17 protein-coding genes are annotated in these 23,058 nt (G+C 67.7%); 8 read left to right on the top strand and 9 right to left on the bottom strand.

Going from position 1 to position 23,058, the window contains the following annotated elements; genetic code table 11:
- Positions 1–21 precede the first annotated feature (21 nt).
- Positions 22–975, bottom strand: a complete 954-nt coding sequence (locus tag ACFWF1_RS29850) for a PAC2 family protein (protein WP_379283834.1) — start codon at positions 973–975, stop codon at positions 22–24.
- A gap of 246 nt (positions 976–1,221) precedes the next feature.
- On the opposite strand from ACFWF1_RS29850, the gene ACFWF1_RS29845 reads away from it, so the two are divergent.
- Both ACFWF1_RS29845 and ACFWF1_RS29840 read left to right on the top strand, forming a co-directional pair.
- Positions 1,222–1,926: a sensor domain-containing protein gene (locus ACFWF1_RS29845; RefSeq protein ID WP_379283835.1), complete on the top strand. Its 705-nt coding sequence runs from the start codon at positions 1,222–1,224 to the stop codon at positions 1,924–1,926.
- 155 nt (positions 1,927–2,081) lie between these two features.
- Complete coding sequence (locus ACFWF1_RS29840) at positions 2,082–3,788, top strand: DUF4192 domain-containing protein (RefSeq protein WP_379283836.1); 1,707 nt, start codon at positions 2,082–2,084, stop codon at positions 3,786–3,788.
- 476 nt (positions 3,789–4,264) lie between these two features.
- Here ACFWF1_RS29840 and galE read toward each other — a convergent pair whose 3' ends face one another.
- Together galE and ACFWF1_RS29830 are read right to left on the bottom strand one after the other, a co-directional pair.
- On the bottom strand, positions 4,265–5,245 hold the full coding sequence (gene galE / locus ACFWF1_RS29835; RefSeq protein WP_379283837.1) for a UDP-glucose 4-epimerase GalE: 981 nt from the start codon (positions 5,243–5,245) through the stop codon (positions 4,265–4,267).
- A 3-nt stretch (positions 5,246–5,248) separates the two neighbouring features.
- On the bottom strand, positions 5,249–5,935 hold the full coding sequence (locus ACFWF1_RS29830) for an iron dependent repressor, metal binding and dimerization domain protein (RefSeq protein WP_379283839.1): 687 nt from the start codon (positions 5,933–5,935) through the stop codon (positions 5,249–5,251).
- Between the two features lie 198 nt (positions 5,936–6,133).
- Between ACFWF1_RS29830 and ACFWF1_RS29825 the strand changes: the two genes are divergently transcribed.
- Both ACFWF1_RS29825 and ACFWF1_RS29820 read left to right on the top strand, forming a co-directional pair.
- Positions 6,134–7,402 carry an acetoin utilization protein AcuC gene (locus ACFWF1_RS29825; protein ID WP_379283841.1) on the top strand — a complete coding sequence of 423 codons (1,269 nt, stop codon included), beginning with the start codon at positions 6,134–6,136 and terminating at the stop codon, positions 7,400–7,402.
- Positions 7,395–10,067, top strand: a complete 2,673-nt coding sequence (locus ACFWF1_RS29820) for a GNAT family N-acetyltransferase (RefSeq protein ID WP_379283842.1) — start codon at positions 7,395–7,397, stop codon at positions 10,065–10,067. The genes ACFWF1_RS29825 and ACFWF1_RS29820 overlap by 8 nt, the downstream gene beginning before the upstream one ends.
- 24 nt (positions 10,068–10,091) lie before the next feature.
- On the opposite strand, the gene ACFWF1_RS29815 is transcribed toward ACFWF1_RS29820, so the two are convergent.
- Positions 10,092–10,241 (bottom strand): hypothetical protein, encoded by a 150-nt coding sequence (locus ACFWF1_RS29815; protein WP_379283844.1) that lies wholly within the window; start codon positions 10,239–10,241, stop codon positions 10,092–10,094.
- Positions 10,242–10,383: 142 nt separating this feature from the next.
- Here ACFWF1_RS29815 and ACFWF1_RS29810 point away from each other — a divergent pair, with 142 nt between their 5' ends.
- On the top strand, positions 10,384–11,799 hold the full coding sequence (locus tag ACFWF1_RS29810) for a cytochrome P450 (RefSeq protein WP_379283924.1): 1,416 nt from the start codon (positions 10,384–10,386) through the stop codon (positions 11,797–11,799).
- A 171-nt stretch (positions 11,800–11,970) separates the two neighbouring features.
- On the opposite strand, the gene ACFWF1_RS29805 is transcribed toward ACFWF1_RS29810, so the two are convergent.
- The 5 genes from ACFWF1_RS29805 to ACFWF1_RS29785 form a co-directional block, all read right to left on the bottom strand.
- Positions 11,971–12,939, bottom strand: coding sequence for a sigma-70 family RNA polymerase sigma factor (locus tag ACFWF1_RS29805; protein WP_357378948.1), 969 nt, complete (start codon positions 12,937–12,939; stop codon positions 11,971–11,973).
- Between the two features lie 194 nt (positions 12,940–13,133).
- Positions 13,134–14,654, bottom strand: a complete 1,521-nt coding sequence (locus ACFWF1_RS29800; protein ID WP_379283845.1) for a methyltransferase — start codon at positions 14,652–14,654, stop codon at positions 13,134–13,136.
- 2,201 nt (positions 14,655–16,855) lie between these two features.
- A complete protein-coding gene (locus ACFWF1_RS29795; protein WP_379289163.1) occupies positions 16,856–17,632 on the bottom strand; it encodes a serine protease in 777 nt (258 codons plus the stop codon).
- A gap of 436 nt (positions 17,633–18,068) precedes the next feature.
- Positions 18,069–18,884: a hypothetical protein gene (locus ACFWF1_RS29790; RefSeq protein WP_379289165.1), complete on the bottom strand. Its 816-nt coding sequence runs from the start codon at positions 18,882–18,884 to the stop codon at positions 18,069–18,071.
- A gap of 90 nt (positions 18,885–18,974) precedes the next feature.
- Complete coding sequence (locus tag ACFWF1_RS29785) at positions 18,975–19,802, bottom strand: DUF3097 domain-containing protein (protein ID WP_379289167.1); 828 nt, start codon at positions 19,800–19,802, stop codon at positions 18,975–18,977.
- Between the two features lie 140 nt (positions 19,803–19,942).
- Between ACFWF1_RS29785 and ACFWF1_RS29780 the strand changes: the two genes are divergently transcribed.
- Genes ACFWF1_RS29780 through ACFWF1_RS29770 form a run of 3 tightly spaced genes read left to right on the top strand, consistent with a single transcriptional unit; the run spans position 19,943 to position 23,036 of the window.
- A complete protein-coding gene (locus ACFWF1_RS29780; RefSeq protein ID WP_379289169.1) occupies positions 19,943–20,374 on the top strand; it encodes an NfeD family protein in 432 nt (143 codons plus the stop codon).
- The gene (locus ACFWF1_RS29775; protein WP_379289171.1) at positions 20,374–21,708 is read left to right on the top strand and encodes an SPFH domain-containing protein; all 1,335 of its coding nucleotides are present in this window, start codon (positions 20,374–20,376) and stop codon (positions 21,706–21,708) included. The genes ACFWF1_RS29780 and ACFWF1_RS29775 overlap by 1 nt, the downstream gene beginning before the upstream one ends.
- A gap of 32 nt (positions 21,709–21,740) precedes the next feature.
- Positions 21,741–23,036, top strand: coding sequence for an ABC transporter substrate-binding protein (locus ACFWF1_RS29770; RefSeq protein ID WP_379289173.1), 1,296 nt, complete (start codon positions 21,741–21,743; stop codon positions 23,034–23,036).
- Positions 23,037–23,058: the final 22 nt, after the last annotated feature.

The following is a 23,058-nucleotide window of genomic DNA, read 5'->3' as shown; positions in this document are numbered from 1 at the left end:
GGGCTGGCGCCCGCAGGGTTGTTACCGCTGCTCTTCCGGCCCGGGACCGGTCTCGCCCTCGTAGCCGCCCTGCTCGGCGAGGAAGCGTTCGAATTCGGCGCCGAGTTCGTCGCCGCTGGGCAGTTCGCCGTCACCGACGAGCAGGCTCGACTGGCGTTCCTGCGCGCTGACGAAGCTGTCGTACTGGCGTTCCAGCGCGTGCACGACGGTCTCCACCTCGGAGTTTCCGGCGATGTGCTCGTTGACCTGTTCGCGGACCCGCGCCGCCGCCTCGCCGAGCGCGGCGAGCGGGAGATCCAGGCCGGCGTTGTCGGCGACGTTCTCCAGCAGGGTCTGCGCGGCCTCCGGGTACGCGGTCTGTGCCAGGTAGTGCGGCACGTGCACCGAGAAGCCGACGGATTCCTGACCGTGTTGGGCCATCCGGTATTCCAGCAGCGACGAGGCACTGCCGGGCACCTGCAGTTCGCCGGGCCAGCGCTGATGCTCGGCGATGAGGTCGCGGTCGGACGAATGCGCGGTCACGCCCAGCGGACGGGTGTGCGGGATCGCCATCGGGATGGCGCTGAGGCCGATGCTGCGGCGCACGCCGAGCTGTTCGGCGAGCAGCCGCACCGCGGTGGTGAACTTCTCCCAGCGCAGGTCCGGTTCGATGCCCGCGAGCAGCAGGAACGGGGTGCCAGCCGTGTCGCGCAGCGCCCAGAGGTTGAGCTCGGGCTCGGCGTACTCGGAGAAGTGATCGGTCTTGAACGTCATGAGCGGACGGCGCGAACGGTAGTCCAGCAGCTCGTCGACGTCGAAGGAAGCGACCAGCTCGCTTTCCAGACTCTCGCGCAGGTGCGTCGTGGCCAGCCGCACCGCATGCCCGGCATCGGTGAAGCCCTCCAGTCCGTGCACCAGGACCGGACCCGCGCCGTCGTCGGACGACAGCTGTGGAGCGGGAAACTCCAGTTCGTACATTCGCGACTCGTGCTCCATCGCGTGCTCCTTCCTGCGCGGTTCCGCCGGCCCGGGTGGTGCTCAATCTTCGACACCGAAGTCATTCGAGACGAGCAGCGTCCGAGACGGGGACCAACGTCCATTGTCCCCCATGTGGGTGACAGCCACCGCGCACGGCCGGACACTGACCCATACGACGAGGCAACAGCGTCGGCGCCCCGCGCATTCCCGGTGCGGCGGCGTGGCATCGCGGGCGGGCAGAGGGAGTTTGGCACAGTGGGGTGGGTGACTGTGGCGGATTCGGCGGGCAAAGGGGCGGGCTTCGCCGTGTCCGCGGCGTGTGTCGTGCTGCTCGCCGGGTGCGCGTCGACCGTGGACGGTCATCCGGTCGCGGGGGAACAGACGGTGGTCACGCGGCATGTGGAGGGGGCGTTGTCGGCGTTGCTGGTACCACCCTCGCAGTTTCCGGCGCGGTACCCGGCGGTGGTGTTGCCCGCCGAGGCGGCGGCGCAGGCGGCGGGGGATTTGACCGGGGTGGGGCGGAGTGCACGGGTGCAGCCGGAGAATTGTGTGCCGCCCGCGCAGCAGTTCGGGGCGGACAAGACGGCGATCGCCGTCGGTACCGATGATGCGAGTCGGGCGACGATCACGGTGGAATTGACGCGGACCGAGCAGCCGCTCGCTGTGCTGCGTAACCAGCTGAAACAGTGCGGCTCGGTGCGGGTGAGCAAGGGGCCGGCGATGACGACGGTGACGACGGAGCTCGAGGCGGCGCCGCCGATCGATGCGGACGATACGTTGGCGTTGCGGCGGACGGTGACGCCGGATGTCGGCGGGGCCGGGTTGACGCAGACGATGCGGACGTTGGCCGGACAGGTGGGGGATGTGCGAATCACTGTGACGTATATGTCTTTTTCCGATGCCGAGCCGGATATGACCGCAGTGGATGAGCTGTTCACGACGGCGGTGCAGCGGGTCGAGAAGGGCTAGCGGGCGCGGCACGGTAACAGGTCGTGCTGACAGCCGAGTGGTAGCGGCTGGGCCGTGAAGCTGATTTGTCCACAGGCACCGAGAATTCCCCAGGGCGGCTGAATCGCCAGGTCAGCGCGGCAGGCTCGATGGTATCGGCGGGCAGTCTCGACGCCATGACCACTCCCGCGAACCCTCACCCCTCCGGCAATGCCGACGCGCCGGCCGATTCCACACCCGACGCCCGCGCCCAAGACGAGCTCTTCTGTTCTCGCCCATCGCTGCTCAGGGGCAAAAGCCCTTCCCGCGCACCGGTAAGCCTGGCCGCCGCCATGCGATCGTGCGAGTTCCTCAGGCAGGGCGATAAGCCGATGCCCGATGGTGCCGCGCCGCTGGAAGATACAGCGCGGCTGGAACGGACGGTGCCGTCGGATGACACAGCGCGAGACAGCGCAATACGTCCAGACCAAGCGGCGGATCAGGTTGAGATAGGGCCGGACGAGGCGGCGCAGCTGGGCGGCATAACGTCGCAGGATGGTGTGGCGCGGGTCAAGAACATCGCGGAGGACATCACGGAGCTGTGCGATACGGAGCTGATCGCGGAGATCGACTCGTGCGGCGTGACTGAGGTTCGTGACGACGCTGAGCGGTTTGATGATTCGGCGATTGCGGATGCCGGCGTCGGAGCTGACAGCGGCGAGTTCGGTGTCGATGATCGCGGACGCACCCTGGTCTTTGCCGATCAGGCGCCGCCGTTCGATGCGGAGGTGCCGGATTGCGCTGTGTGCGTGGACGAACCGGGGGAGATCATCGCGGCGGTGCCGGCGATGATCGGGTTTCCGCCGGAGCGGTCGCTGGTGGTGTTGGTGCTGCGGGCCGGGCCGGGGCGCAGTGGGGGGACGATCATCGACGCGGTGGTGCGGTTCGATCTGGAGCAGGAGGGCGGTCGGCGCAGGCTGCGGGCGGGGATGGTGGCGCAGTGCATTCTGCAGATTTGTGCGCATGAGGATGTGGTCGAGGTCTTGGTGGTCGTGGTCGATGATCGGGCCGTGGAGCCGGAACGGCGCAGTGTGGAGGTCGGAGAATGGTGCGGCAGCGGGCGATTCGAGGTGTTGGTCGATTCGCTGGACCGGCGGCTCGCCGCGCACGACATCGACCTGGCCGGGGCTTGGGCGGTGCCCGCGATCGAGCCGGAGCAGCAGTGGTGGAGCCTGGCGGGCCCGGATCGGCGTGGGACACTGCCGGATCCGGCCACCTCGGCGGTGGCGCTGTCCCATGTGCTCGACGGTCGCCAGATCCGCGGCTCCCGCGCGGAGTTGACGGCGCTGGTGGCCGAGGACGTCGAGGTGCGGGATCAGGTGGCGGCGATACTGCACAGTGCGCTGTCGGTGGCCCGCGATCGTTACGCGCGGGCGGTCCGGCGCGGTGATCCGAGCGACTACAGCAGGCAAGCCCTCGACTACGTGCTGTGGCAGATCGCGAACACCGAATCCGGCGTGCAACTCATGGTCCCCGAGCTCGCGGAACTCGCTGCCGCCCTGCGTGATCGGGCGGTCCGCGACGCCATGTTCGCCCTCGCCGTCGGCGACCACGCCGTCGCGGCCGAAGGCCTGTGGGCCGCCCTCACCCGCGCCCTGACCGGACGCGATCGCGCCGAGGCCGCCGCTCTGCTCGGCTACAGCGCCTACGTCCGGGGCGACGGACCACTCGCGGGCATCGCCCTCGAAGCCGCGATGGACGCCGACCCGGACCACCCGATGGCGGCGTTGCTGGAAACGGCATTGATGATCGGCATGCGCCCCGACCAACTGCGCCGCCTGGCCCGCAGCGGCTACGACACCGCGGCAGACCTCGGCATCGACCTGGGTTCGCCCACACCGTGAAGTCCAGTCCGAGACTGGATTTGCTGTCGCTCGTTACCGCTACCGTGCCCGGACGAACATCGAGACGGTCTCCTACGAGTGGCGTGATAGGCCCGGGTAGTACAGGGATGCCGTGCTGGATCAGGGGACATCAGGTCCTCGACCGGCCCGTTCACGCCGCGATCGGAGTAGGGCGGAAGGTCCAGTGCGCAATTGGTTTGCACCGCACCAGAGGTCGGCCGGGTCCCTTCGCGAAGAGCCGCGCCGGCGCTGCGGGATCGTGCTCGTCGTGACCGATTGTGTTCAGCGCCAACGAAATCTGACGCAGACGGGTCAGAGTGGCGCGGCGTACAGGAAATTCTGTGCGAGAAGGTCCGCGAGGGGAGGCGCCACGACAGCTGTGCCAGCCCGGATGGCGCCGACGGCGGGGCCGGATACGACCGGGCGGCACGGCGTGGAAAGCCGTGCCGCCCCGGTGAACACGAAGGGGAGAGACCTCAGCGGGCGCTGTGCGCGCGGGGGCCGAGGGACTGAAGGAAATCCCAGGCGTCGGAGACTATTTCGTCGAGGTCGTTGTGTTCGGGGTGCCAGCCCAGCTCGGCGATGGCGCGGGCGCTGGAGGCGATGAGGGTGGCCGGGTCGCCGGGGCGGCGCGGGGCGTCCTGGGCGGTGATGGGGAGGCCGGTGACGCGTTCGCAGGCCGAAATCACCTCGCGGACCGAGAATCCGGTGCCGCTGCCGAGGTTGTAGACGCGGTGCGTGCCCGCCTCGGAGGTGGACAGGGCCAGCAGGTGGGCCTGGGCGAGGTCGCGGATGTGGATGTAGTCGCGGACCGCGGTGCCGTCCGGGGTCGGCCAGTCGGTGCCGAACACCGAGATGGCCTTGCGGTGCCCGAGCGCGACCTGCAGCACCAGCGGGATGAGATGTGTTTCCACCACCCGGTTTTCGCCGAGGCCACCGTAGGCGCCGGCGACGTTGAAGTAGCGCAGGCTGGTCGCCGCCAGCCCGTGCGCGATCGAGTAGGAGGTGATGGCGTGATCTATGGCGAGTTTCGACGCACCGTACGGGTTGGTCGGCCGGGTCGGCGCGTCCTCGGTGATCGGTACCTGTTCCGGCTCGCCGTACACGGCGGCGGTGGAGGAGAACACCAGTCGCGGCGTGCCCGCGTGGCGCATTGCCTCGAGCAGTTCGAAGGTCTTCACCACATTGCCGTGCCAGTACTTCTCCGGCTGCTGCACCGACTCACCGACCAGCGACTGCGCGGCGAAATGCAGGACACCGTCGAAGGTTTCGGCGGCCAGCAGCGCGGTCGCGGCCTGCGCGATGTCGCCCTCGACGAAGCGGGCGGCGGACGGGACGCCGTCCGCATTGCCGGTGGACAGGTCGTCGACGACGACAACCTCATGACCCTCTTCGAGCAGCACCTGCGCGCAGACGCCGCCCACGTATCCGGCGCCACCCGTGACGAGAAGTTTCACGCGTCAGACCAGCTTCACCTGGACGGCGTGCGCCATCTCGTCGGACAGCTCGAAACCCTCGTGACCCGGCACGGTGATGACCACCGAGCCCGGCCTGTTCTCGACGGTCACGCGCGCGTCGGGGACCACGCCCGCTTCCCGCAGCTGACCGATGACCTCGGGGTCGGTCTGGATGTGCTCGGCGAGCCTGCGCACGACAACCGCGTGCACCTGACCGTGCGGCAGATCCGACAGCCGGACCAAGGTCTCCTCGGCGGAGGTCGATGCCACGATGCCCAGCTCGTCCAGGCCGGGGATCGGGTTGCCGTAGGGGGAGGTGGTCGGGTGGTTGAGCACCTCGACGAGGCGTCGCTCGACGTCCTCGCTCATCACGTGCTCCCAGCGGCAGGCCTCGGCGTGCACGTTCTGCCAGTCCAGGCCGATGATGTCGACGAGGAGTCGTTCGGCGAGGCGGTGCTTGCGCATCACCGCGACCGCCATGCCGCGGCCCTTCTCGGTCAACTCGAGATGCCGGTCTCCGGCGACCAGCAGCAGGCCGTCGCGCTCCATCCGGGCGACAGTTTGGCTCACCGTCGGCCCACTCTGCTCGAGGCGCTCGGCGATGCGGGCGCGCAGGGGCACCACGCCCTCCTCCTCGAGGTCGTAGATGGTACGGAGATACATCTCCGTGGTGTCGACCAGATCTTTCACCTGTTACCCCTTCGTCGGCACGAATTCTACCTGCGCACACCGACACGGCCCTGCGCCGGACGGTGTCGCGCCGCGCAACACGCGGCAATGCGGGATTCCGGTCGGCGCACGGCTTGCGGCCGCAAACGCTCTTCTCTGTATTTCTACTGCATAGCAACGTTCGACGGGGCTTGTACCTTCCCGCGTAGCGTTGCGACCATGGCCACTGCACCGCGCAGCGAACACCCGGCGCCACCCGGCGAACAGCGCAGCCGGGGAACCGTCGTCTGGACCGACCGATTTCTCGACTACGCCTGGACTCCGGAACACCCGATGAAACCGGCGCGCCTGAAGTTCACCATGGCGCTGGCCGAAAGTCTCGGATTACTAGACGGTGTCGAGCTATTGGCGCCCGCCACGGCCGAGCGGGCCGACCTACTGCGCATCCACACCGCCGACTACATCGACGCGGTCGAGCACGCGAAACCACCGGCCGGATCGCCGCAGGCGCCGCCGTACGGGCTGGGGTCGCCGGACAATCCGGTGTTCCCCGGGATGCATCAGGCGGCCTCGGTCATCGTCGGTGGCACCCTGGCCGCGGCCAGGGAGATCGCGGCGGGCCGGACGCGGCGGGCGGTGAGCATCGGTGGCGGCATGCATCACGCGATGGCCGACTCGGCGGCCGGGTTCTGTGTGTACAACGATGCGGCCGTGGCCATCTCCTGGCTGTTGGACAACGGCTTCGACCGGATCGCCTATCTCGATGTCGATGTGCACCACGGTGACGGTGTGCAGAGTGCGTTCTACGCCGACCCGCGCGTGCTCACCGTCTCGCTGCACCAGCATCCGGCCACGCTCTGGCCGAACACGGGCTGGCCGGAGGAGACGGGCATGGGCGCCGCCGAGGGCACCGCGATCAACCTGCCGTTGCTGCCCGGCACCCGAGACGCCCAGTGGCTGCGCGGTTTTCACGCGGTGGTGCCCGGTGCGTTGGCGGCCTTCCGCCCGCAGATCGTGGTCAGCCAATGCGGCGTGGACACTCATCGCGAGGATCCGCTGGCCGACCTGGAACTCACGGTGGACGGCCAGCGTGCCGCCTTCCGCGCGATGCGCGACCTGGCCGACGAGCACGCCGAGGGACGCTGGCTCGCCGTCGGAGGCGGCGGCTACGGGCTGGTCCGGGTGGTGCCGCGCGCCTGGACGCACCTGCTCGCCACGGCACTGGACCGCACCATCGCCCCGGAGACCGCGATCCCGCAGGACTGGATCGACCAGGTCCAGGCGCACGGGCCGAGGGTCGACCCGCCGCGCACGATGGGTGACGGCGGCGACATCGCCTACCGCCCGTGGGATGGGCCGGGCGGCACGGGGGAGACTGGGGACCCGCGGGTAGACCGCGCCCAACGCGCCATCGACACAGCCGTGCTGGCCACCCGCCGAGCAACTTTCGGATTGCTCGGCCTGGACCCGGAGGACCCTCGTGACTGACCCCGTAGACACTCCGGACACGCCTGCGGTTCCGCCGCCCCCGCCGCAACACTGGTTCGCCGACATCCTCGCCTCCGACGGTGGTGTGGTCCGGCTGCGGCCGATCACACCCGACGACGCGGACGCGCTGCAAGAGTTCCACGCGGCGCTGTCGGACCGCACCAGGTATCTGCGCTATTTCGGTCCGTACCCACGGATTTCGCCGAAGGACTTGTATCGGACCACCCACGTCGACTATCACGATCGCGTCGGTCTGGTGCTGGTGCTCGGGACGGCGATCATCGCGGTGGGCCGCTACGAGGGGCTCGACCGGGTGGGCCGGCGGTCCGCGGAGGTCGCGTTCGTGGTGGCCGACGGGCATCAGGGGCGCGGACTCGGCTCGATCCTGTTGGAGCACTTGGCCGGTGCCGCCGCGGAGAACAAGATCGAGACCTTCGTCGCCGAGGTGCTCGCCGAGAACACCACCATGGTGACGGTCTTCCGGGACGCGGGCTACCAGGTCGAGCGCAGCCGGGACGGGTCGGTGCTGCACCTGGAATTCGCCATCGATCCGTCCGAAGCCCTGCTCTCCGTGCGGGATTCGCGTGAGCGTGCCTCCGAGGCGCGCAGCGTGGGCAATCTGCTCACCCCGCGATCGGTGGCGGTGATCGGTGCGACGCTGAGCGCAGGCCGGGTGGGCGGCGCGGTGCTGAACAACCTGCTGTCGGGGGTGTTTCAGGGGCCGGTGTTCCCGGTGAATCCGAATCGGCACTCGGTGCGCGGGGTGCGCGCCTACGCGACGGTGCGCGAGATCCCGGACGAGGTCGACCTCGCGGTGGTCGCGGTACCGCCGGGGGCGATCGGTTCGGTGCTCGACGACTGTATGGCCAAGGGCGTCAAGGGACTGGTCGTGCTCACCGCGGGATTCGACACGACGGGGATCGGCGGCGGCGAAGCCGAACGCGAATTGGTCGCGGCCGCACGGGGACACGGGATGCGGGTGGTCGGGCCGAGCGCGCTCGGCATCGCGAACACCGATCCGGCGGTGGCGCTCAACGCGACGTTGGCGTCGGTGCTGCCCGGTCGCGGACGGATCGGGTTCTTCTGTCAGTCCGGGCCGCTGGGTGCGGCGATCCTCGGGGAGGCCGCGGCCAGGAACCTGGGGCTGTCGACGTTCGTGTCGGCCGGTGACCGCGCCGATGTGTCCGGCAACGACCTGCTCCAATACTGGGACACCGACCCGGACACCGATGTCGTCCTGCTGTACCTGGAGAGCTTCGGCAATCCGCGCAAGTTCTCCAGGATCGCGCGCCGGGTGGCCAGGACCAAGCCGATCGTTGCGGTGAGCAGTGGTCGCCATGCGGCCCGGCCCGCGGGGGATATGGATCGTTCGATCGTGCGAGACCTGTTCGCGCAGGCGGGAATTGTGCAGGTCGACTCTATCTCGGAACTGTTCGACTGCGCCGCGCTGCTCGGGTATCAGCCGCTGCCCAGCGGTTCCCGGTTGGCCGTGGTGGGGAACAGCGCGGCACTGAACTGGTTGGCCGTCGACGCGGCGCAGAGCGAAGGACTCGACGTCGGCGACCCGGTGAATCTTGGTCCGCAGGCGACCCCCGGCGCGTATCTCGACGCCACGGTCGCGGCGTTGCGTTCGGACGACATCGACTCGGTGCTGGTGGTTTTCGCGCCGCCGGTGCCGCTGCCGATGGCGGGTTTCGCCGACGCCATTCGTGCCGCCGCCGCGGAGGTCCCCGACGCGGGCAAGCCGATCCTGACCACTTTCGTTGCCGAACAAGGCATTCCGAATCTGCTCTCGGTCCGCGGCCCCGGTGCGTCGGCGGTGCGTGGGTCGATTCCCTCGTATCCCGATCCGGAGCGGGCCGCGCGAGCGCTCGCGCGAGTCCGGCGCTATGCCGAATGGCGAACGAGGCCCGTGTCGCAGGTGTTGCGTCCCAACGGAATCGATACCGAACGAGCGAGGCGGTTGGTGGCGCAGTGGATGACCGATTCGGGCGGCCGTCGGCTGACCGATCTGGAAACCGTCGAACTGCTCGACTGCTACGGCATTTCGGTAGTGGAGTTCCGTGAGGTGCGCAACGCCGACGAGGCGGTCGCCGCGGCCGAGGAGCTCGGCTACCCGGTGGCGGCGAAGGCGACCGGCGAAATGTGGCGCCGCCGACCGGATCTCACCGGTGTCCGCCTGGACCTGTGGCGTCCCGAAGCGGTGCGCCAGGGATACGCGGACCTCGCCGAGCTGTGTGGCGACCCGGTCCTGCACATCCAGAAGATGGCGACCAAGGGCGTCGGCTGCGTCCTCCGCGTCCAGGACGACCCGTCCTTCGGCTCGGTCATCGAATTCGGCCTCTCCGGCCTGATCATCGAACTTCTCGGCGACCGCGCCTACCGAGCCCTACCCCTGACCGCCGAGGAGGCGACCGCCCTCATCGACGCTCCCCGCGCCGCCCCGCTGCTCTCCGGCACCCCGGCCAGCCCCCGCGTCGACAAGGCAGCCCTAGCCGAACTCGCCCAACGCATCTCAGCCCTCTTCGACGACCTCCCCGAGATGCGCGAACTCGCCTTCGACCCCGTACTCGCCTCCACCAACTCAGCCGAGATCCTGTACGCGCGTGGACGAATCGGCCCTGAACCAAGTCGCTTCGACACTGGACCGCGCCGACTCGGCTGATCTGCGCGACTATCTGGCACTGAATCAGCCTTGCGTGCAACCGCGTTGCCGCACGAGCGGCAGGTAGACCTCGTCGACGATCTCGATGAGGACATCTTCTGGTGCCGTCGGGACGCCGCGCGTGACGAATTCGTTGCGTAGCAAGACGATCGCGACGGTCCGCGCCGCGGGCACCGGCGGCGACCGGCGATCTGGACTCGGAGTTGCACAGCCTGCTCGAATTGGCCCGGCATTGGGCTGGCGCACAGACGATCGTCGCGGCGGCCGATACCGTTGCTGTCGCACGCGATGAACAGGAGCGTTTCGGTTGACTGATGTGTCGGTACGTACTGCCAGGCGGTTGCCGCATCCGCCGTATCGGCTGCCGTTCCTGGGGGACTTGCTCACTGTGCGGCCCGGTAAGCCGACGCAGGCGGCGATGCGCGACGCTCGGCGGCTCGGCCCGATCTATGAGCGGCTGATTGTTACCTATCCGATCGTCATCGTCTCCGGGGTCGATCTTCTTGCCGAGATCAACAACGAAGACCACTGGACGAAGAATCTGAGTCCGCTGTTCCGGTTGATGCGACCCATCGCTCGTGACGGACTGTTCACCGCTTACAACGATGAGCCGAACTGGCATACGGCACACAACATCCTGGGGCCTGCGTTCACCCAGGCTGCCATGCGTGGCTACCACGCGAGCATGGCGGACACCGTCGCGGAACTCATCGATTACTGGTCCGAGCGGGAAGGGTGTTGGGTCGACGTCGCCGAGGACACCAACAAGTTCACCTTGGAGGTCATCAGCCGCACGGGTTTCAGTTACTCGTTCGATTCGTTCACTCGCGCCGACAGCGCCGAGCATCCGTTCGTGGCCGCGATGACCCGTGGACTGCAATTCGTGAATCGCAATGCGAATCTGCCGCCGGTGTTGCACAAGTTTCCGCGCCGTCGTGTCGAACAGCAGGCGAAGGACATCGCGTTCGCCAAGCAGTTGGTCGACGACGTCATCGCCACCCGACGCCGTACAGACCCTGATAACATCCGCGACCTACTCGGGTTGATGCTCAACAGCAGCGACCCCACTTCGGGCAGCCGACTCGACGAGAAGAACATCCGCCATCAGATCCTGACGTTCTTGGTGGCCGGTCACGAAACCTCAGCCGGTGTGCTCGCGTTCGTCCTGTATTTCCTCGCCGACCACCCCGATGCCGCGGCTCGCGCGCGCACCGAAGTCGATGAACGCTGGCCCGATCGTGCCAAGCCCGACATCGGCTACGAAGACGTCGCAAAACTTCGATACCTGCGCCGTGTCGTCGACGAGACGATGCGACTGTGGCCGATCGCGCCGGGCTATTTCCGAGAAGCCAAGCACGACACCACGATCGGCGACGACCGCTACCACTTCGAGCGTGGCGAGTGGGTTTTCGTGCTCACCCTCGCCGCGCATCGTGACCCGGGCTGGGGTGCCGACCCTGATGCGTTCGACCCCGACCGATTCTTGCCGGAGAATCTACGCAGGCTCGACCCGAATGTTCTCAAGGCCTACAAGCCGTTCGGTACCGGCGCGCGGGCATGCATCGGCCGCCAATTCGCTTACCACGAAATCTTATTGGCCCTCGCCCACATCATCCACACGTTCACCTTCGAGCCCGAGCCGGACTATCGACTCGACGTCGTCGAGCAGATTACGGTGAAGCCCAAGGGATTTCGCCTCCGATTCCGTCAACGGCTCGGAACATCCGGGTAGCCGGGCAGATTCACGCCGACCGGTTCGCGGCTCCCGGAGGGGGCGGGGAGCGCGGCACCGGCCGGCGTTGGCAGGTGACCCCGAGGGGCACCAGGTCGGACGCCGGACCGGCCTCGGGAGCCGCCCGGCGTCAGGTGTGCCGGAGTGAATCCGGCACGGGTTTCGGGGATGTCAGCTGGCGTAGGCGCGGAGGCGATCGGCTCGCTCGCCCTTGCGCAGCTTCGCCATGACCTCGCGCTCGATCTGCCGGACGCGCTCGCGGGACAGGCCGAAGAGCTTGCCGATCTGGTCGAGGGTGCGCGGCTGGCCGTCGTCGAGACCGAAGCGCAGGCGGATGACCTGCTGTTCGCGCTCGTCGAGGGTGGCGAGGACGCTGCGGACGTCGTGGTGCAGCAGGCCGGCGATCACCGCGGACTCGGCCGAGGTGGCCTCGGAGTCTTCGATGAAGTCGCCGAGCGGAGCCTCTTCGTCGTTGCCGACCGGCATGTCCAGGCTTACCGGGTCGCGGCTGTGATCGAGCAGATCGGAGATCTTCTCGACCGGGATGCCGGACTCGTTGGCCAGTTCCGCGTCGGTGGCTTCGCGGCCGAGCTGCTGGTGCAGTTCACGCTTGATCCGAGCCAGCTTGTTCACCTGTTCGACCAGGTGGACGGGCAGCCGGATGGTGCGGCTCTGGTCCGCCATGCCGCGGGTGATGGCCTGACGGATCCACCAGGTGGCGTACGTGGAGAACTTGAAGCCCTTGGCGTAGTCGAACTTCTCCATCGCGCGGATCAGACCCAGGTTGCCTTCCTGGATGAGGTCCAGCAGCGGCATGCCGCGGCCGGTGTAGCGCTTGGCGAGCGAGACGACGAGGCGAAGGTTGGCTTCCAGCAGGTGCGACCGCGCGGCTTGACCCTCGCGAACGATTTGCGCCAGATCGCGCTTGCGGGTGGCCGACAAACGTTTGCCGGTCTCCAACAGGTTCTGCGCGTAGAGGCCCGCCTCGATACGCTTGGCCAGCTCGACCTCGTCGGCGGCCGTGAGCAGCGCGGTACGGCCGATTCCGTTCAGGTACACGCGTACCAAGTCGGCTGCGGGGCTCTGGGCGTCGAGGTCCTGATCGCTGATGCGCACACGAGTGGTGGCGGGGCTTGTCATGACTTGCCTCCTGTCGGTGGTGTCTCACTCCGAACAACGGACCCGACAGAGAGAAAGTTCCCCGTCTCGGCTCAGATAAACCGCTCTGACGTGCGGTTTTCATCACTCTCGTCTGAGAAGTTCCTGAGAAGGTCTCAGCCGTGGAACACGCCTGTTGTCCGGTGCCTGCACCGACCTACCCGCGATTGCCGGAATTACACGGGCCGCACCAGTCCGTGGCGGACCAATCCGGCCACCACGGACAACGCGTCGGCCGCAAACTCCGTGGTCACCTCGTCAGATCCTTGGGCAACCGCCAGCAGTTCGATCAATTCGTATAACGGCAGGCCGTCGGCGCGCATTCCCGCGAGCAGAGAGATGGTTGTCTCGTCCACCTCGTGCTGCCAGCGGGGTCCGTCACCGCGGTGCACGCGCGCGACCTGCTGCGCCCAGCCGTCCGGGCCCGGCAGCGCGACGCGTTCCAGCGCGGTCGCCGGGTCGACCACGAAACGTGAAGTCCAGGCGAGTTTTTCGTCGCCCGCGACGGCGCGCAACCAGGCCGAACGCTCGAAGTAGCGGGTGGCCTCATCGCCGAGTGGATCGTCGAAACCGTGGGTGAGGTCCTCGGCGAGCAGTTCGGTCGGTCCGTCGATGGCGCGCAGATAGACGAAGCCGAAGCCGATGCCCTCGACGTCGGCGGCGGTGAAGGCGTCGAGCCACTGTTCGGCGCGCGCCTGCGCGGCCGGGTCGCGTGGGTCGAGACCTGCGTCACGCAACCAGGTTCCGACGTAGAGGGCGGGATCGGCGACATCACGCTGCACCACCCAGGCATCGACACCGTCCGCGGGCAGCCAGGACGACACCCGATGACGCCAGTCCTCGCCGTCGACGTGCACCCAGGCCGCCAGCATCGCGGCGGTACCGCCGGGCGCGAGCAGATCCGCCGCCTGTCCGATGACCAACTCGCTGGCGCCGTCGAGGGCGAGGCCGGAATCGCGGTAGGTGTGTTCGATCCGGGCCGGGCCGACGACGAACGGCGGATTGGCCACCACCTGATCGAAACGTCGTCCCGCGACCGGCTCGAACCAGGAGCCCTCGAGGAGTTCGATATCGAGTCCGTTGAGTGCGGCGGTCGCCTCGGCGAGCCACAAGGCGCGCGCGTTGACGTCGGTCGCGGTGACACAGTCGGCATAGGAGGCGGCATGGACGGCCTGCACACCGCAGCCGGTGCCGAGATCGAGCACGGTGCCGACCTTGCGCGTCGGAGTGGCGCGCAGCAGCGACAGAGAGGCATGGCCGACGCCGAGCACGTGCTCCTCGGTGAGCGTGCGCCGACGCATCGAGTCGTCGAGATCGGACAGGATCCAGCGGGTGCCCGCACCGGCGTCGAGAGGACGCAGGTCGAGGGCCGCACGAATGGTGTCACCATCACGATTGAGCAGACCCGCCGCGATCGCGCGTTCGATATCTACCGGTGCGAGCGCGGCAGCAACATCCCGCTCCGGCAGCGGATCACCGAGCAGCAACAACCGAATCAGCGTGCCCAGTTCCCCCGCGTCCCGAGCGGCCCGCCGCACCGGCACCGGCTCCGACCGCCCCAAAGCCGCACGCACGTCCTCCCCGAGCACCTCCAGCAACGTATCGGCGTCATACCCGACCCGAGTAAGCGCCGCCCGCAGATCCGGGCACAACGCCGTAAGCAAAGATCCGTCAGTCGCAGCTCGGTCAGTAGGCACACCGGTACTCTGCCACCGCCCCCCCACACCCAAGACACCGAGCCAACCCAAACCCCCACCCCACCCGACACCAGAATCCGCACCCTCACTCAGGATCGGCACCGACTTTAGGGCCCTATTCCGAGTGCCGATCCCAAGTGAGCGTGCAGATCCGGTGCGATCCGGCCCGCATCCGGAGCGGCGGTACGGGTCGAAGCCTCCGCGGCCGGTAGGCACCTGTGAACCCCGCACCTCACCGCCATGTTTCACCACACCGGAGCTCTCAGAGCGCGCCACGGCCAGATCGCCACGCAGGCGGCGGAATCCGCACTCTCACTCGGGATCGGCACCGACTTTAGGGCCCTATTCCGAGTGCTGATCCCAAGTGAGAGTGCGGATTCTGTGGTGAAACTGGGCACGGCATGGCCGGCGCTGAACCGCTCACCCCTTGTTTAACCTGTACACCCGCTATACCGGGTGTACAGGTTATGCAGAGGGTGAGCGGCTTCCAATTCGCTACGCGGGCAGCGGAATCGGCACCCTGTGTCGGTATCGCGCACCCGGATCAGGGCCCTACTGCCGGTCCGATTCCGAGAGAGGGTGCGGATCGGTGCTCGAAACCGGGTACAACACCGCCACGAGCGCCCAGCACCCCGCCCACCCCGTCGAACCCAGAATCTGCGCACTCTTTCGGGACCTGCACCGGCTTTAGGGCCCTATTCCCAGTGCAGGTCCCGAGACAGAGTGCAGATCCTGGGGGCACCGGCTCGGAGCACACCTGGCGGGTGCGGATCGCGCACCGAAACCGACAGCCGAGCATCTCGCGGGTTTGATCGGCCACCGAAACCGCCGCCGACCGCCCCGCTGTTGTCCAAAGTGCTTGTGACGCAACCACAGCCAGATGACCACCTCCAGAACGCAACATCGCGCACCTGACGCGCATCTAAGGCCGGGTACGGCACCTGACGTGCCCAGCACTCCAAGCCGAAAGCAGAATCTGCGCACTCTCTCGGGACCTGCACTGGCTTTAGGGCCATATTGCGAGTGCCGATCCCGAGATGGAGTGCAGATCTCGGGCATGCAGGCGCGTACGGAATTGCCGGCAATACCTTGCGCAGCTGCACACTTCATGTGCGGCGACACATCTCCGGATCCTGCGAAGTCCCGACCAGCGCTCACTCGCTCTTGTCCAAAGCGCTTGGGACGCAACCACAACCCGATCGCCACGTGAGAACCAATCCGTACACCCACTATGTCAGCCGAACGCCGGGCGTGTACCGGGTGTGCAGGTTATGCGGAGGGTGAGCGGCTTCCAATTCCCCACGTGGGCAGCGGAATACGCACCCTATGCCGGATCGTGCACCCGGATTATGGCCCAGCTGCCGAGCGGATGCCGAGAGCGGGTGCTGGTCGGTTCTCGAATCCGGGTACGCACCCCGCCACGAGTGCCCAGCACCCACCTCACCAAGCCGAATCCAGAATCTGCGCACTCTCTCGGGACCTGCACTGGCTTTAGGGCCCTATTCCCAGTGCAGGTCCCGAGACAGAGTGCAGATCCTGGGGACACCGGCTCGGAGCGCACCTGGCGGGTGCGGATCGTGCACCGAAACCGGCGCCGGGCATCTCGCGGGTTTGAATCGGCCACCGAAACCGCCGCCGACCACCCCGCTCTTATCCAAAGCGCTTGTGACGCAACCACAGCCAGGTGACCACCTCGGAAACGCGACATCGTGCACCTGACGCGCACCTAAAGTCGGGTACCCCACCTGACGTGCCCAGCACTACTCACAAGAAAACGTGGGATCAGGTCTTCAGCTCATTGGACAGGTCATCGCCTGGAGTCCCTAAGCAGCACTTGCCCGGATAAGTGCACCTTTTTGAGGGTCTGTTTGTGTACTGGCCCGGGTTGGTGTGCGCACAGAGAACTCCGGTGGTGTGCTGTCCCAGAGGTTTTCTACTGGTTCATCGGATGACCGGAGTAGTGCTGGGCGCGTCAGGTGGGGTACCCGGCCTGCTCTTCCGCGGCTTGTGATGGGCAACGCTTGTGTTCCAGCGTGAGGACTGGCTGTGGTCCGGTTGAAAGATGCTCGGGAAAAGCGAGGCGAGTCAGGTGGGTGCTGGCGTCATCGAGTCGAGCAGAGTCAAGTGGTTGTTGGCGTGATCGAGCAGAGTCATATGGTTGCTGGCGTCATCGAGCAGAGTCATATGGTTGCTGGTGAAGATCAATTGGCGGCCATATGACTCTGCTCGATGAAGTTGTTTGGGATGCGGGTGTAGACGCCTGGGAAGCCGGGGCGGGCGGCGCCTTTGCCCCATGAGGTGAGGGCGGTCAGTTGGCCGTCTATGAGAAGTGGGCCGCCGCTGTCGTATTCGGCGGTGTCGGCTTCGGGGGAGCCGGCGCAGAGCATGTCGGTCGGGTCGTAGGCGGAGCCGTATGCTGCGGCGCAGTCGGTGTCCGAGACGAGGGGGACGGTGGCGTGGCGGAGGTGGGTGTTGGTTTCGTCGGCTTCCGACGTGGCGCCCCAGCCGAGGATGGTGCCGGTCTTTGCCTGGGCGGTACCGACTTTCACGAACGGGCCGGGTTGGGGGTGGTCCAGGGTGAGGATGGCGAGGTCGTTGTGGTGTACGGTTTCGCCGTCGAAGTCGGTGTCGTAGAAGTCCGGGTGGATCCGAATGTCCTTGACGTGCACCTTGACTCCGTCGGAGTCGCGTAAGTCGGTGCGTCCGAAGGTGACCGTGACCGCCTGGGAGACCAGTCGGGCGAGCGAAACACAGTGCGCCGCGGTGAGTACTTGGTCGGGGGCGATCAGTGCGCCACCGCAGAACTGGCCGGACGGCCTGGTGAAGAACAGCGGGCTACCGACCGCGCCGAGCCACGGGTAGGCGCTCGCCTCGGTTTCGGTGCCGCCGACGATCGCCGATGCGGGCGCTGCGGCGGGCAGGCCGAGGGCGAGCAGTGCGGCGACGAGGGTCGCGGCACCGCGACGCGTAAAGTTCATATCATACCGCCTGCTGAGAGGGCCGGAGGGTCGCATCATTCAACCAGATGGAAGGACACGGCGCGCGCACTGTCCGTAGCGTCCGTGTTGCCCGCTTCGTCGATCGATCCGGAGTCGCACGGGCGCCGTCGAATTCATGGCGTGCTGCGGGCCGCCGCGTGTATGGCTACGAGGCGTGCGGCCCGGATGGCGTCCCATAGCGGGCGTAGCTGCGACTCCTGTGCGCCGATCGCGCTCGCCGGCGTCGGCGAGGACGCCGGTTCCCGTTGCGCCACAGTGAGTGTCCAATTCACGGCGTGCTGCGGGCCGCCGCGTGAATGGCTACCAGGCGTGCGGCCCGGATGGCGTCCCATAGCGGGCGTAGTAGCGACTCCCGTCGCGCTCGCCGAGGTCGGTGAGGACGCTGGTTCTCGTTGCGCCACAGTGAGTGTCGAATTCATGGCGTGCTGCGGGCCGCCGCGTGGATGGCTACCAGGCGCGCGGCCCGGATCGCGTCCCATAGCGGGCGTAGTAGCGACTCCTGTGCGCCGATCGCGCTCGCCGACGTCGGTGAGGACGCCGGTTCTCGTTGCGCCACAGTGAGTATCGCTGCGACGTGATCGGCGGTGTCGAGAATCTTTCTGGCTCGCAACGGGATCGAGCCGGGGTAGTCGTGCCGGGAGTAGTCGGCGAGCTCGGCCTCGATGAGTTCGCGCGGGTCCGAGTCGGCCGAGCCGACCGAGGTGGTGTGCAGCTGCAGCAGCGCGTCGGCGGCGTCGCGGACCGCCTCGCGCATCGCGTATTCGGCCTCGCCGAGCGACATGTCCTGGCCGGGCACCGGCGGAATCGGCGTGCTGTAGACGGCCCACTGCAGCGTGTCCTCGTCGGTCCACTGCGGGATGAGGCCGGTGCCTTCGGTGCCGGGCACCCCGATCAGCAGCCCCTCCTCCGCCTCGATCGCGTCGGCCGCGAAGGCGGTGCCGGTGGGCAGGCCGCGCACGTCGCCCGGCACCGGGAGCACCAGCCGCAGCTGGGCGCCGGGCTGGGCCATGCTCTCGCGAATCACCTTGAGCAGCGCCATCATTCCGGTACCGGGCAGGTTACCGCGGGACGACCACGGCAGGTCGGTGCGGCCGCCGGTGACCGGGTCACCGGCGGCGATGGTGTGCTGGGGCGCCCACGCGTGCAGGGCCTCCAATACGTCGTCGGGCGCGCTACAGCCGGCCAGCCAGGAGCCGGCCCACACCGTCAGCGTGGCACTAGGAGAGCACATAATTATCGAGCATAAAGGGTGACGGTTATTCGCGGGCATTCCCGGAAAGGGCATTCCTGAGCAGCGGTGCGAGGCACCGGCGCGGACCTGCTATTCCGGTTCGGTGACGAAGTCGATGAGACGTTCCACCGCCCCGATCAGCGGAGCCTCCAGGTCGCGGAACGACTCGACGGAGTTGTAGACCCGCCGCCAGCCCTGCTGTGGCGTGCCCCACCCCAGTCGATCGCAAATGCCGGTTTTCCAGTCTTCGCCGCGCGGCACCTGCGGCCAGGCCGCGATCCCGACGGTCGCCGGGCGCACCGCCTGCCAGACGTCGATGTACGGATGGCCCGTGACCAGCACGTTCGCGCCGAGCCCGGTGGTCAGCTGGGTTTCCTTGGATCCGGTGACCAGATGGTCGACCAGCACGCCGACCCGGCGGCCAGGTCCCGGCGCGAATTCGGTGAGCCGCTCGGCCAGATTGTCCAAGCCTTCCAGATGCTCGACCACCACGCCCTCGACCCGAAGGTCATGTCCCCAAACCCGCTCGACCAGCGCGGCGTCGTGCACGCCCTCCACCCAGATCCGGCTGGTCCGCGCGACCCGTGCACGCAGACCCTCCACCCGGGTCGACCCGGACGCGGACCGCGTTTCCTTCTTCGGTGCCGCCGCGGTCGGCCGGATCAACGTCACGGGCTCGCCGTCGATGAGGAACGCCGCCTCGCGCATCGCGAACAACCGCACCGCGCCGCGCGCGTCCTCGAGTTTCACGAACTCGCCGTCGTAGCTGCGATCGAAACCGACCACGGCACCACAGAATCCGCTGGCCGCGTCCTCGACCACCAGGTCGCGATCCGCCGTTACCTGCGGCACCGCGCGCTTTTTCGCTCGGGAGTGTCCGGCGAAGATGTCGCCACCATAGCTGTTATGCCCGCTCACCCGCCTGAAGCTAGCACCGCCGCTGGCGATTTCGATACAGCGGCGCGGTCAGCGCGTCCGCGCGTGATTCGTGATTCACCCGAGATCTGTAGTCGTGTCAGTGCGACCCGAGATCATCACCCGCGCACTAGAGTGGTTTTGTGGCCGCAATAGTTTGGCTGGTCGCGGGGATCTTGCTCGCGGCGGCGGAGATGCTCACCGGCGACCTGACGCTGCTCATGCTCGGCGTCGCCGCGCTCGGCACCGCGGGCGTCAGTGCGGTCGCGGATACCACACTGGTGGGGGATGCCATCGTTTTCGGCGTGCTCACGCTGCTGCTGTTCCTCGGCGTGCGGCCGCTGTTGCGCCGCCGCTTCGGCACGCCGCCGCCGACCCCGACGAACGTGGCTGCGTTGGAAGGCAAGTCGGCGGTGGTGCTCGAGGAGGTCGCCGCGCACTCCGGTCAGGTGAAACTGGGCGGCGAAGTCTGGACCGCGCGGCCGATGGACGAGTCCGAGGTTTATGAACCGGGTACGAAGGTGTATGTCATGAGGATCGAAGGCGCGACCGCCGTCGTCTGGAAGGGGCCGTAATGGCTGTACTGATCGTTGCCGCCGTACTCGTGCTTTTGGTGGTGGTGGTGGTGTTCAAGTCGATCGCGCTGGTGCCGCAGGCCGAGGCGGCGGTGATCGAGCGGCTCGGCCGGTATTCCCGCACGGTGTCGGGGCAGTTGACGTTCCTCGTCCCGTTCGCCGACCGCATCCGCGCCAAGGTGGACCTGCGCGAGCGGGTGGTGTCCTTCCCACCGCAGCCGGTGATCACCGAGGACAACCTCACGCTGCACATCGACACCGTGGTGTATTTCCAGGTCACCAGCCCGCAGGCCGCAGTCTACGAGATCAGCAACTACATCGCCGCGGTCGAGCAGCTCACCGTCACCACGCTGCGCAACGTGGTCGGCGGCATGACCCTGGAGCAGACGCTGACCTCCCGCGATCAGATCAACGGCCAGTTGCGCGGCGTGCTGGACGAGGCGACCGGACGCTGGGGTCTGCGGGTGGCGCGGGTCGAGCTGAAGAGCATCGACCCGCCCGCATCGATCCAGGAGTCGATGGAAAAGCAGATGAAGGCCGACCGCGAGAAGCGCGCGATGATCCTCACCGCCGAGGGCACCCGTGAATCGCAGATCAAGATGGCCGAGGGTTCCAAGCAGGCCCAGGTTCTTTCCGCCGAGGGCGCCAAGCAGTCGGCGATCCTGGAGGCCGAAGGCGAACGGCAGAGCCGCATCCTGCGCGCGCAGGGTGAGCGGGCCGCCTCCTACCTGCAGGCGCAGGGCCAGGCCAAGGCCATCGAAAAGGTCTTCGCCGCAATCAAAAACGGCAAGCCGACGCCGGAACTGCTTGCCTACCAATACATGCAGACACTCCCGATGGTCGCGCGCGGCGACGCCAACAAGGTGTGGCTGGTGCCCAGCGACTTCGGCAAGGCGCTCGAAGGATTCGCCACCAGCTTCGCCAGCAAGGGCGAGGACGGCATCTTCCGCTACGAGGCGCCCGCCGCCGACAGCGAACCGACCAAGGTGGAGGACGACTCCGAGGACGTCGCGGACTGGTTCGACACCGCACCCGACCCCGCCATCGAACGCGCCGTGCGCGCGGCAGAGGCGACGGCGCGCAAGCCGGTGGACGGCCTGATGACCGCGGCCACGCCCACTTCGCACGAGGTGTCGCCGCATCAGGCGGTGATGCCGCCGCGCGAGGAGGCGTACCCGCCGCAGCGGGAGACCCCGCCGCAACAGCAGCTGCCGCAACAACAACCGCCCCAGCAGCAGCCCCCGCAGCAACAGCCGCAGCAGCAACCGCCGGTCTACCGGCCCGACGACCCACACGGTCGGCCGTGGCAGCCGCCGGAGAACTTCTCGAAGTAAGCGGTCGCAAGAAGTAGCCGGGCCCGGGGGATATGCGAAGCAGGCGGGAACTACTGCGAGTGGCGCTGATCGCGCCGCTGGCAGCCGCCTGTGCCCCGAATCTCCTGCTCGGCAATCCCGATGCGGTCCGCATCGGGGTGTCGTGGAGCGGTTCCGAACTGACGGCGTTCCGGGCGGTGCTCGCGCGCCTCGGCTACGACAGCCAGGTGGATGTCGTTCCGCTCGGCGATGAAATCGAGACCGCATTCACGGCGGGTGGGCGTTCCGCGCCGGACATCGTGCTGCTGCCGCAGGCGGGCCGGGTGCAGCCGCTCGCCGAACAGGGCAAATTGCGGCCGGTTCGCGCCGAGTTGTGGTCCGATGAGCTCGGCTCACGCTACCCGGACGTGTGGCGGCAGTTGTTGCGGCACAACGGGAAACCGTATGGCGTGCCGTTCAAGGCGGCGGACAAGTCGATGGTCTGGTATGACCGGCAACTCGTCGAGAAGTACGGTCTCGGGGATCCGGTGGGCTGGACCCTGGCGGACTGGCTGGACCGAATGGAGGTGCTCGCCGAGACGCCCGTCCGGTTGCTCGCCCTGGGCGCGGCCGACGGCTGGGTGCTTTCCGACGTGTTCGAGAACGCGTTGCTCGCCGAATCGCCTCGCATCTACGACGAGGTGGCCGCCGCACGCAATGACCGCACCTGGGAGAGCCCTGCGGTGCGGGCCGCGTTCGATCACCTCGGTTCGCTGTGGGGACACCGGCACGCGTTTCCCGGTGGCGTCGCCGCCGCGTTGACCCGCCAGTTCCCGGACGCAGTCCGTGAGGTTTTCGAGCATCGGCGCGCGGTGATGGTCGTCGAGGCGGACTTCGCCGAGCCGATCGTCCGCGCCGCGGTCCAGCGCTCGGGGCGGCGTGCCGAAGACGTGGTCGGCGTCGCCGCCTTTCCCGCCGTCGCGGCCGATCAGGATCCGCCACGGATCGTCGGCGGCGACGTCATGGTGGTCACCGAGTCGGCGACCGACCGCGCGATGGAAGTGGTTGGCACCCTTGCCGATCCAGCGGCCCCGCTGCCCTGGATCGAGAACTACGGCGGCTTCATCGCCCCGAACCTCCGGACGAACGCCCGATACTCGCCATACCTCGAGGCATCGGCCCGCACCTTGAGCACCCGCACTGCCTTCGACCTGTCCGATCGAATCGGCACGGTCGGCGGCCGAAACGGATTGTGGCGCATACTGACCGACTTCCTGATCGCGGTGGGGGACGGGAAGAGCGAGCGGCTCGACGACGCGACGGATCGCGCGATCGCCGCGCTCGACGCGGTGGATCGGGGGGAGCGATGATGGGCCGGGCCGACTTTCGGGT

Origin of the sequence: Nocardia sp. NPDC060255, from assembly GCF_042727395.1 — a bacterium.
Taxonomy (GTDB): Bacteria; Actinomycetota; Actinomycetes; order Mycobacteriales; family Mycobacteriaceae; genus Nocardia.
Note: the sequence above shows the minus strand (reverse complement) of the source record. Positions and strands in the feature narration are given on the sequence as shown.